The organism is Flavobacterium sp. AC105 (assembly GCF_979258495.1).
Window position 1 is genome coordinate 4,670,368 of record NZ_OZ409860.1, and the last position, 13,276, is coordinate 4,683,643.

Annotated in this window: 2 protein-coding genes; both read right to left on the bottom strand. The window is 36.4% G+C overall.

Features of this window, described 5'->3' with window-relative positions:
* Positions 1-272 precede the first annotated feature (272 nt).
* Positions 273-10,229 carry a SpvB/TcaC N-terminal domain-containing protein gene (locus tag ACZ0AH_RS19275; RefSeq protein ID WP_463477391.1) on the bottom strand — a complete coding sequence of 3,319 codons (9,957 nt, stop codon included), beginning with the start codon at positions 10,227-10,229 and terminating at the stop codon, positions 273-275.
* Positions 10,230-10,309: 80 nt separating this feature from the next.
* Positions 10,310-13,264, bottom strand: coding sequence for a T9SS type A sorting domain-containing protein (locus ACZ0AH_RS19280; RefSeq protein ID WP_463477392.1), 2,955 nt, complete (start codon positions 13,262-13,264; stop codon positions 10,310-10,312).
* Between the last annotated feature and the right edge of the window lie 12 nt (positions 13,265-13,276).

Sequence of the window (13,276 nt, forward strand, 5' to 3'; positions counted from 1 at the left end):
TTTTATACTCTTTGTCGATCTTTGTCTTCACGAGCGGGACGCTCGCGCCAGTGGAGATCGGATTTACCTTATCTATTCATCCTTAAACATTCTTTTCTTTATAAATCTTAAAATTAGTATAATCAAAAAATTGGATAAAAGACAAATCAAAAAACATATATCTGTTTTAATTGGAATATCATGACCTGCCCCATGATATAACATCCACATTATACAAAATAAAGAAAATGAAATATAAAACAATACTAATATAATATTTAATATAATTTTCATTAGAAATTTTGTTTAAGCTGATAAATCCCTTCATTCCCTTTCATAGACTCTAGTGTAAATCCATTTTTATAAAAAAGTTCTGTAGTTATTTTTAATTGCTTTTTTGACATTCCATTAAAATCCATTATCATACCGTCTTTTAAATTACCTCCATTATTAATCTTATTAAACATCGTTAATACTGCTAAGGCAGATTTTGTAATTAGCCTTGCCTTCCTTGTATTTCCATACATATCATTAGCTATCATACCTGCCGAAGAAGGATTACATCCCAAATGCTCATTAGTTGTAACTCCATCATGAGCATAAGCATCTTGTAAAGCATGCAACCCCTGCCCTAATTTACCTTCATCCACTCCATTCATTTGATCAAAAATATTTGACCATCCAAACTCCAAACCTCTTTGTTTCGCTTGTGAATAATTCATACCAGCCCTACCCTCTGCGTCAGACATCATTGAATGCCATCTACTATTACTTTCATCTTGAGACTTTGACGTGGGAGTATAGTCTACATCAGTTCTATAATGATGGTCAGTTCCATGTCCATTATTATCCATACCTAATACAAACATCGTCGGATGATCCGCATATACACTAGCACGATGTGCAATTCTTCTTGCATCAGCTTTACTAAAACCAGCATTTATCATTGCATTCACTGTAATTCTATAATGAACAGATACAGCATATCTGCCATCTGGATCCGTATAATTAATGGGACTATTAAGTGCATAATTATATGAAGAAAAATTAGGTATCACCTCTGCCTTTGGATCAACGGATATAAAGATTCCTAATTTCGGATCCTGATAACGTGCTCCAAAGTAGTACATTCCGGTTTCTTTGTCAAGCTCTTTGCTTGTAAAAAGATACGGCGTATTCCATTTCGCATTCTTTTCCTCCAAGAAAACTTCCCCGAAAGGCACATATTCAACATGCTGAACAACTTCACCATCTAAGTTACTAATATACGAAGAACTTCCTAAATGATCAGGATGGTAATAGAATTGTTGCAACTCTGCATTGTCATTTTTTGCTGTCATTTTTCCAGTAGCATTACCCGAATTAGTATCTCCTGCTTGATTACAACAGAATCCTAGACCATTTACATAATCATTGTTGTCAACACCGTAATAAGGGACATCTAAAGTTGTATAATTTTCTTTTACAACTTCTAATGCTTTCTTGTACTTCGCATCATAATTTACTTTTACTCCAGAGAATGATTCTCCTGCTTTTTCAACACGTCTAGGATCTGCTCCGTAACTGTCAAAATCTCCCAGTTTAGAAACTATTCTTTGTGAACCTATGTAGATATGTTTCGTATAACGTCCTCCGTTTTGTGCAACCAAATAAGGATTTACATATAATGTAAAATTAGACGTTGAGGTTTTTCCTCCTGCGAATACTGAGTTCACGAAAATTCCTTGTCCGCCTCCAGACAATTTCGTTACACGTTCTCCTCCTGCATCATAACTGTATGATGAAACATAACCGTTGATACTTATAGCACCTAGTCTGTTTTCTTCATCCCAAAGCATTTTCTTTTCCTGGGCTTTTTCCGCTACTTTTCCATCAATTTTGATTTCTTCCGTATTTACATAAATCATGTTTCCGTTAGCGTCATAAACATATTTGTTGTCTTTTTGTTTATCTACTTTCGGGTCTGTGTTTTTTGTACGATACTCTGTTTCGGTTACATTATCTAACTGATGTTTGTTGGTACTGTTATAATTGTAATTCATAACATAACCTGCTTTTAATACACCCGGATCGCTTACTTTGTTCTGGGCGACATTTTGTGTTTTACTCACAATATTGTGCAGATCATCGTACTTCATTTCCAGATTATAATTCGCCGTTTTTTGATCCGCTCCTGTATAGACTCCATTTGCAGATGTTAACTGGTACAAATTATCATACTGATAATTGTGCGCCATCATTCCACCCATTTTATTGCTCACGCCTGCTGCACTGTTTGTAACATTCAATACATTGCTTACTTTGTCATATTGATATTTATTGTTCATGAACATTCTTGGGGTATTATTCCCTTGATAGCCTGTTCCTGAAGCTACAGTCATATTATCGAGTCTTCTTCTTAATGGCTCGTAATTGTATTTGGTTTCTGTTCCGTTACAATATTTCAGGTAACTTCTTTGCTCAAATTTGTCATAACCAATTTTGTTTACATAGTTGTAGCTATAAGCTTTTTTACCTGCAACCGCTTGCAATAATCCACCTGAATTATAAGTATAACTTACTTTTTCCTGATCCGGATAAATCATTTCCTGTAGACGGTTCCAGGAATCGTATTTCCAACTTGTGACATAAGTCGCAATAGCTGAATTCGGAACAATTACTGTTCTGCGAATACTTTCGATTTCACCCATAATTCCGTATGAGAACTCTTGTGCTCCGGTAACGTCTTCCATCAAAATCAATCTTCCTTTACGGTTTTGACTCTCATTTTTAGACCCGAAAACATAACGCACATCATTCTCAGGATGTTCCGGATAATGAATATTCGTCAATCTGTTATAATCGTATTCATAAGTAATCTTTTTGCTTTTAGCTTCCAGATTAGCGGTTTGTCTTTCGAGTAAATTCCCTAAAGCATCAAAACTAAATGTACTTTTTCCTGCATCCGGTTGAATTACCTGCGTACGTCTGTCGCCCAAATCATAGGTACTTATGGTTTGCTGTCCCTGAGCATCGGTTACGGTAATATTTCTTCCAATTCCGTCATAACCAAATTGTGTTACTACGCTATTTGCATCAAGCGTTTTCATGGTTAATCCTGAACCATTGGCATAACTTGAATTGGTATTATTCAAGGCATCTGTAACTTCTGTTTTTAATAAATCACCTTCAATAGTGTATGCCATTTTAGTAGCTGCACCATCAGGTAAAGTAGTCGTCATTGGTCTATCCAGAACATCATAGGTAGTTTTTGTCGGTTCAACCGAATCATAGCCATCCATAAATTTATTCCAGTCTCCAAGAGCTGAAGTCTGAGGATAATAAGCTGATTTTACACGTCCGAAAGCATCAAAAAGTGCACGTCCCGAAACAACCATCACATTACTTTGCTGTTCCGGTGCTTGATTATCTGTAATTGCTACATCTTTTTTAACCTGAATGGCTCTTCCCAGTCCATCTACAAAAGTTACGGTTTCAATTGGATCAGTCGGATGTTGTGCATCAAAATGTTTCGTTCTTGCATGCGCCGTTCTGCTGATATTTCCGTTAGACACAATTGTTGTTGGAAAATAATCCATTTGAATTGTATACGGTTGTCCAATTGCGGCTTCTTTTGGCCCCTGAACTTTTGTTAACCTTCCAAATTCGTCTATTTCTTTTTTAATTACATATCCATTTACATCTTCACTTTCTAAGGCAATTCCGTAACGGCTATCGTAATTTCTGGCATAACTGCGGTAATCGAAATTATCTGAGATTTCTTCTACATACATTTTAAATTGATCGTCGTAACGATATTTATAAAACGGACGTTCTTTTTTGTAATTCTCCGGTAATGTTTTTTGGGTTATGTTTCCAAAAGCATCATATTTAAGGTCTGTAACTGCCCATTGGCTGTCGTTTAATTTTTGACTTATTTGTATAATATGATTGGCATAATTGGTATCATAAACCGCTTTTACCTCGCGCACGGCTATGCCACCCATAATAACTTTACTACTTGTTGGCAATCCCAGAATATGTTTCGCTACATTATTGGTATAACTTATTTCGGTCTTATAATTTCCGGTGGTGTTGTCTTTAAAACTATAGTTTTTCAGATTTCCAAAATCCCCTGAACTTACATAGTATTCACTATTTATTTCGCTCAATTTTAGCGGTGTTGTTCCACCTTCATAAGCAAATGAAGTGATATTTTTATTTGGATTAAAACTCACGCCTCTGTCTGAACACATTTTATTTACGGCTGTAAAATCATATTTGTCTCCAGTAGCTTTTACGGCATAGGTAAAATATTTTTGCGTATTCTCTGTGTATTTTGCTCCAGAATTCGTATCGCTATCAACACCTTCATTACTTTCTAAAACTGAGCTTAACAATTGTCCGCTGTTGTAATAATCAGACACGTCATAATTTTGCGTTAGTGTTCTGTATACTTTATCGCTATTCTCGGTATCAATACTTTGAGTTTTTACTTCTCCAAAACCAAGGAAACTTCTCTCATGGCGTTCGTATTTCCCTTTTGAATAGGCAAACTGGGTTTTCATATCAGGACCATCACTCGCAATTCCGTCTTTTATAACCACACTTTGCATCACCCATTTTCCTCCCGGATGGTCGTAAGTAGGTGTAGTTCGACTATAGTCTACAATAAATTCTCCTCCTAGTGGCGTATGAACTGCTTTTAGCTTGTTCGTTCGCGCAATAGTCGAGCGTTTTACCTCCATAGCATTATCTTCCGTAGAAGTTAAATAGTCTGGGAATCCATCACCGTCAATATCCTGTAATTGTGTTTCAGTACGATTGCTCGAAAGCCCCGCAGATACACCCGGATTAATTGCTATTTTAATACTCACAATTGGCACTGTAAAGCCAGTAGTGAATGATGCATTAAGCGACTCCGCTGTAGAAGATAACTGACCTAAAACTCCCAATCCATTCCATGGTATTGGATCACTGTAGCGATCTCCTAAATTCAGACGAACCAGATTATTCTTAAACACCTGATCTACCAGTCCATCACCATTGACATCCTGCAATGTAAAATCACTCCAAGTGATCGTTTTTACAACACCATAACCACCTGACATGGAAGACGATCCCATATCAAATCCTCCTCCTACATTTACACTAGGAAATAATGATTCTGCCTTAGTTATATCTTCTAAGCCATAATCGATTGGCTCAGTAAAACTATACCCTAAATTAAGCTGTACTTTTTTGTTACTTAAAATTTTATCCGGAAGACCATCACCGTTAACATCAGTCAAGGTTTGAACTGTTTCTTCTTTATTATAAGAAACTCCACCGCTAACCGGTGACTGACTTTTAGCTTTATTTAATGCACTCTCTGCATTTCTGGTTGCCTGAGCAGCTTCAGCGTAAGCTTCATCTGCACCCGCTTTTGAACAATCAATAGCTGACTTGGCGGCAACTGCTGCATTATAATTTGCAGTAGCAGTTTTAATTGACTTAGAGAAGAAAGGTGATCCTCCTAATGCTACACTATAGGAGCTATTACTACTACTGTGTAACGCACTTATAGCAACATTCTCTCCATCAAAACCTCCTCTGCTGTTAGACATCTGAATATTTCCTTTGGTAATGATATCCGGGAAACCATCTCCGTTCATATCCTGATAATCGGTTATCACTTCTGATGTTCCTTGTGATTCGCTCACAGTAAAAGGTGTTAATCCATATTGTCTCGCAGTACTCTGTGATTTTGTGATTTTATTAATTCCAAATGCAGCTGAACCTTCCGTACAATATGGATTATTTGTATTTATGTCTCCAGCAGCCAAACTATCCAGTGGATTAGTCAATACTACATTATCCTCGCCTAAACGAGAACTCGATACTATTGTGCCGTTTACATAGGTTAAATTATCTGCCCCTGACCAGTATTTTTTAGTCATTACATCAGGAGTCATCATATTAAAGATTATTTTTCGCGGATCCATTTCGGCCGAATCTGAGTCTGGCAAAAATAATTCACTTTCATCTATTGGCTTCTCGTATCGTTTGTCCATCGCATTGTAAACAAATTGTCCCCAATGGCGTTGCATAGAACCAAATGGCTCTGCGCCTACCGTTTGAGCAAATACTGCGGCTACTAACGGAGTTCCGTTTACGATAACGCTTGGTGTAGTGTCTGCTAATACTGATAAAGTTCCTAATGCTGCACTATCAGATAAAGCATATTCTATCCAGATTTTATCTCCTAAAGTTGCTTTTACTACTACTGGTGTAGTATCTAAAAGTTGTCCGTTATACATAGGATAACTTCTTTTACCTAATAAAATACCTTCACTTGTTTTAGCAGAAAGTGTTACTTTATAACCTGATCCGTTTGTATTGGTTGCTGTTAAGGTTGGCACCAAATTAAGCGAACCTGTTGTGGTTGCTGTATATAGATTTCCTTCTACTAAATGATTCGCATAAATGCTGTAATCCTTAAAAGGAATTGTTTCAAAATCTGATGCTCCTGTAAGAGTTATCCCATCAGTACCTGTACCATTAAGACTATAAGCCCCTAATGAATAATGTGCTAATTTAGCATCCCATAATATTTTATCCCAGGCAATATTGGTATCACTCAAAATGGCGACTTTTAGTTCCTGATAATCCTCCGCAATTGCCGGTACCATAAAAGTTGCAGTAAGTTCGCCATTAGAAACCTGATCTGATGTATAAGTGGTACACCAAAGTTGTTCAAAAGCACCCGAAGCATTTTTACCTGAAATGATGACTTTGATATCATCGCTGGTTACGGGTTTTGTGAAAATCCCTTTTATTTGTACAACTCCTGTTTCGTTTGCTTTTTGAACTACAACATTAGCCGTGCTGTTTTCTACTACAAAACCTTCGCTTGCTTTGTAGCTGAACCGTTGTTCTCCATCGGCATTTGTTGGCAAATTAGTTCTGCTTGCATCAGTATACGTAATAACCGGATTCCAGTCTACCTGATCAAAAGCTCCATTGGCTAAATCTGTACGACCGGATTGTACCCTGAAATACACTTTCTCCCCTTTAGCTACTATTTGCGAAGCTGTTGAAAGATTCATCGATGGTGCTGTTTTTGTTAGTGCTTGTTGCGCTACAATTTGCGTTGCTCCTTTTTGGATTCCCACAAATACACCATCTGCTAAAGCGTATTCATCTTGATCATAAACTCCTGTTGGAGGTATTAATGTAGCAGTACTTTCTATTTTTATGGTTCCTGCAAATGGAGCTTCCCATACTCGTATTACATCGTGCAAAGGTGAATTAGCAATAGCTTCTGCCTGTTCTGCAGGATCTACTGCTGTAACACTTGTATCGATGTTTCCGCCTCCCACCATTGGACTGGCAGTATCAGAGCTTGAAGTAGTAAAAGTTGGAATTGCATTACCATTTAGATTCACAATATGGTTAAAATACACTACACCATCGCGTATCAAATCTACTAAACCATCATTATTTACATCTTGAAAATAAGTATTCGTTGTATTTTTAGTAGTTTCAGAACTTTCCCCTAAAGTTGCAACACTAAAACCTATTCCCGGTTTCGCTACAAATCCATATGAGGTTGAAGCTGATTTACTCATTGAAATAGCAGAAATTCCATGCACTTCATTTCGTTCTCCAAAACTGCCGTTCCCTAAATTAGCTCGGTAATATATTTTTCCTGAATCCTTAAATACCTTATCAGCTAAACCATCTCCATTAATGTCCACCAAGGCCAAAAGTCCTTTTGATTCTGATGGCGAATAGGAAAAACTAACTCCAACAGTATTACTCGTAGAAGTTGGAACATAATCACTAAGACCAACACCTACAAACATAGAAAATCCACCATTAGTAGAAACTCCGCCTCCTAATGCCGAGATTTTGTCATTGAAAAGCACATCACCAGCTATGATATCTGTTTTTGTAATAACACCATTTCCGGTTACATTATCTTTCCCGGTATTCCAATTTTCTGTACTACTGCTAAAAGGAACATAACCTTCGGCAGCTTTTACGTCATCATAATATTCAAAAACATGCTCATTGAATTTTGCTCCGCTTGCATCATTCTGAACTATTTTTTCTAAAAGGGTTTTCTTAAACGCTCCATCGTCTTTTTTATAAACAAAATCATAACTACGTAACGTATTACCCAAATGGTTTACAGTTATTTTGGTCAATAGTTTTTGTTTTGAAGTTAAAAAACCGTAACGCCCACTACTGGTTTTTACTGTTTTTACAGCTTCATTTGTAAATGAAATAATCGTGTGTGAATTGTCATTTTTATTTCCATATTCTATATTCGTTAAATATGTAGCCTTTGCTTTTACAGTTCCTTGTATAGTTTCATCAACTTGCGAATGTGTATATTTTATAAAGTCGCCATGTAACTCTGTTACACTGCTCAGATACCATTCCGCAATGTTTCCGTTATTACTTTTAAGTGTTTGTGTATATTGATAAACTGTACCGCTTTTATCTGTTACTTCCCAAATATAATTTTTAGGATCACTCCCTTTTCGGATAATTTTACTAAAGCTTCCTTCGGTTCTTGGGTAAAACTGAACATCTCCTGTTTTACGTGCTATTTTATCTCCACGGTGTGCTACCGTTGCATTTTGGTTCTCCATTTGAACCAACATCGTCCCATTAAAATTATAAGTTTCCGTTTCTTGTGTAGTACTATAACGAGGCACTCCCCAACGGGTATCTACACTAATACTTGGAGTTTGTATGTCCCAGCCTTCGCCAAGCCAGCCACTGCCTCCATCACTATTGTAGCTCACCGTTATGTTAGGCTGCATACCATTACGTGCCGGCGGTAGTTCGATACCATAATTTAAATTGGCTGATCCCTGTTGATTTGCTATTGGCGGTTGTATGGTCTGTATGGCAGCTGTTGGATCAGCTGCTTTGATGTCATTCATCATTGTTGCTGCAAATCCTTGTGTATCGGGTGATTCAGGAGTTTTAATAACTCCGTTAATCATGTCGGTAAAATGAGTTGTTTTTGAAATGATTATTTGATGGGCTACATCTAAACTATCTCGTTCCAGAGCTTCCCAATGTCCGGTATTTTTATCGAAAAAGAAGGTTCTAATATCTTCTTCTGTATAACCCGGTGGCAATAATTCTTTGTTATATCCTAATTTTACAATTGCTCCATCTGCAAAATGTTCTCCATGGGGTAAAAAACGATATCCTTTGCCATTAGTTAGATTGGTCATCATTGGATCTAATGCTGGTAAATCAAGAGATCGTAAAGGTGTTATACTTAATATTTTGTTTTCTAATAAGGCATTTTCATTGACCTCTATACTAGCTGAACCAACAGACAAAGTCATTTTTTGTCCTTTTACAAATGTTTTAGATTGTCCTGTAAAAACACTCGTCAATTCTTCCTGATGTAGGGCCGAAATAGGTTTAACAGCAATACTTTGTTGTAATTTTTCCCCTTTTGTGCTAATAGTTACTATAACTTTTGAAGTCGTTCCAGCAGGCAAAATAGTTTCAAAAAATCCATTTTGATGAGTTATAACTTTTCCTTCAACACTAATTTGACTGTCTGAGGTTAATCCGTCTACAAACCCGCTTACATATTCTTCACCTTTATAGCTCAAAGCTGTCAGATTATCTAATCGAAGTGCTTTCGATTTTTCTGTCTCTACTACAAAAGCTAGCTTTCGAACCTGAAAACCATAAGTAGCATTTTCCGGTAATGAAAATAAAAGTGTATTATCGCCCTGGCGCAGACTCTCCGCATTAATATATTGTTCTTGCTGGCTCCATTGATCACTTTTTTGTACCCAATTTCCGCCTCTCGAAAATTCATCATTGATGCTTATAGCAACCCCATGATAATCTGAAACTCCCTGCAATTCGTAAACTAATTTTACCCGATCTTCAGGTTTAAGTTGTTCTTTAAGATAAAAATGGAATAAATTATCAGCTGGATTATCCAGAAGTTTACCTGCATATACGCCAATAACTCCACCGTTTTCCAAAGCAGGGATTATAATTTGATTTGCTTCATTAACTTCATCAGATTTTCTTTTTGAAACATTTCCTTGAGTTGGGTTTATTGATTCTGCTTCATGATGAGACTTATTATTAGTATTTACTTTTGAAGATATAGTAAAACATAAGTCTTTCGCTGATACAAAATTGTATGCAAGAGCACTTTGTCCAAATATTATACTAGCCAATATACTTGCGGTAATCTTCTGTATGGTTGATTTCAAACTTTCTTTCTTTTCCATCTTTGCTGGTTTTTCCAAATTAAATCTTTGGATAATTACTTTATTGAGTTGCTGACATTTCACTCTTAAAAATGCCTGACTTAGTTTATGATAATTGATTTGGAGAATTCACCTTCTGCTGTCAATGCCTTTACAATGTAGATTCCCGATGTAGGGATGCTGGTAATAAAAGTGTTTGATTTTTGCAATTCAGGATTTCGCAATTGCTGAATTAAAGTTCCTGCGGTATTGAATATTAATATCATAACCTCTGAAGGGGAATCCAGATTTACATAAATATTGAAGTTTGCCCCTGATTTTGAAGGCACCGGAGCAACAATGAGTTTATCATTTATTACAGGTACTGGAGGCGGGAGAATCTCATTACACTCAGGAGTTTTAAGTATTATTTTTTGCATCAGTTTACTGGTAACTCCATCGCCTTCTGTAATGTTCAAATAAGATGCTGTTCCCCAAATAAGCTTAGCACTATCGGTAACAAAGCCAGTGTGGAGTAAATTGTAAATTCCGTTGTTAGATCCATTGAGTGCAACAAATCCAAAATAAGATAAACCTACATCTGCCGCAGCTAAATTTTGAGTTCCTACTTGTGTATTATCAACCCAACATTGGAAAATATTTCCCTGCATTACCAATTTTATTTGGCTGCCTTTTTTTAATGTGGTTAAAGTGGTTTCTGACGCCACACCTTTATTCCAGAAATACAATTGATTTTGTTTTATCTGAACTCCATAATTAAGTAATGCGGTTGTCCCAGTTAATTTTTGATTGATAAAACCAATATATTTATCCGAAGTAAAATCAGTTACTGTCCATTGCAAACTTCCATATCCCGCTACATAGAATGCTGTATTTGTTGTAACAGCAACTTGGGTATTTCCTCCTGTTTTCTCAAAATTGGTTCCAACCATTTCCAGAGTCAAATCATAATTGCCTGCTTCCAGATTTTCAAGTGTGGCTTTTGATTCATAAAAAGTATCTGATTTTAAAACCGTAGAAGATCCTGTTTTATTCAGGGTGTATTTATATCCCGGTACGCCTTCTTTTATTTCAATATTAATTTTACCATTTTGCTGTAAAACACCTTCTTCACAAGTAGGATCTATTGCTTCTTCGACAGCAATTAATTTTAAGTTAGCATCTTTATATCCAAAAGTAAAAACGTCTTTACCGTTGCCGTCAGCATCCCAAATAATATTGTTAAATATTATTTTCTTTCTACTCAAGTCAATATCGCTAACCGGATAATAATCAACATTATCCACTCCAAAATTACCTGTACCTGAGCGGTCTATGATAAGAAAACTTTTATCCGTATAATTTGCAAATTCAGAAGCTAGTGAATCATCATACGAAAGCTCAACCTTAGAACCTGTTGCAACAAATCCGCCGTGAGCAATTGTTAATGAAGTGTCTGTATTTTTTTTCTGTAAAGAAATAACACCGTAAAACTTCTTATCGGCGTCTGCAGGAGCAATTGTCAGTTTTCTGGTTGCAAGATCTTTGGTTCCATCAGGATTATAAATATTAATATAAATTACATTTTCTTTTTTCTCTATGGTAATAGTGTGGATAGTAGCTGACATATTCCTCCAGAAATCCGGTTTTTTGATACCTTCCAAAGTATAAGTAGCACCGCTTGCCTCAATCTTTATCCCATAATCTGATGTATTGGCAGTACCATCCTGATTTCCAAATTTAACCTGCAACTCAGTTCCAACGGCTATGGATTTAAACTCAAGATACCCATTTGTTCCCTGCAGAGGAACTGATGTCACACTCGTTCCTGTGCTGGAAGCAGTCTTATTAGTAAACGTACTTTTGCCAAAATCTGAATCGACCTGCAAACCATTACTATTAAAAAGTAATGTTTTTTGTTCTGCTGTTGGAGGTAATGTATTTGTAACGAGTTTCCAGGTTCTCACCATTCTTTTCATTCCTGCAATGCCTCCACCCGCTTTCTGTGTGGTTAAAACTCCATTGTCATCACCCCATAAAGTGGCGTTTTTATCTGTCAGATTATTACCGGGAAATTGTCCCATTACCAATAATCGATAACGGGAAGAATTACCGCTCTGATTTTGATCCTGATAAGAATCATATGCATCAGAAAAATAAGGTCCTTCTTCATAACTTGTAGTTGAAAAAGGCTGATTTAATCCACTCGCATCATCGCGCATAATGCCAGTAATACGGTTATTATAAGCTGTATTGGCACTCCAGTCCCAAATTAAATTATCATCACTGTCTATATAAGAATTATTTAAACTCACACCATATTTTACAGCCAGATAAGTCTCTGCTTTTCGGCGTTCAAGGGGAGTTAAGACACGGCTGTAAACTAGTAATTCGGGAATATATCCGTAAAAATTATTCCCGAAATTTTTCATGGTATACGTGGATAAGCCGTTAACATTATTCAGATAACCGTAACCCAGCGTTAAATTTGATTGTTGATCTTCTCCCCATACAGAAATGTTAGGTTGTTGGTATTGATAATAAGAAACAATTTTTAAGGAACCTTCCCTGAATTTTGCATCTGTACCTTCGCTGTTATCTTGTTTTCGATATAAATCTTCTCCGGTTGTACTGCCATAATCCAAAATTTCTCCATCCCTTTCTGTACTATTTACCACTTTATCATTGGTTACTAACACACCTTCGTTAGGACGACCGTTTATTCCGAATAAAATAGTCTCGTAATTAAAATAAGTTGCCGTATAACCAAAAAGTCCAATTATGGTGCCTTGTTGTAAGTTGGTTTGATTTAAGAAAAATTGACGACTTCCGCCATCAAAATAAAGCCCGGCATTAAAATTAAAATACCGGCTGCTGTTTGAATATTCATTCTTTGTGTTCCAATTATTTAGTTTAGATCCATCTCCGCTGAAATCCTGCCAATTAAAAGATCCATTTGGCAAAAGATTGGTTTTAAACCATGCCTGAGATCCCGTAACTCCACCGGGAGATTGTCCAAATGAAATATTAATCCATAAAAAAAAACTCCAAATCAATATATTACTGACTCTTTTCATACCCTTACAATT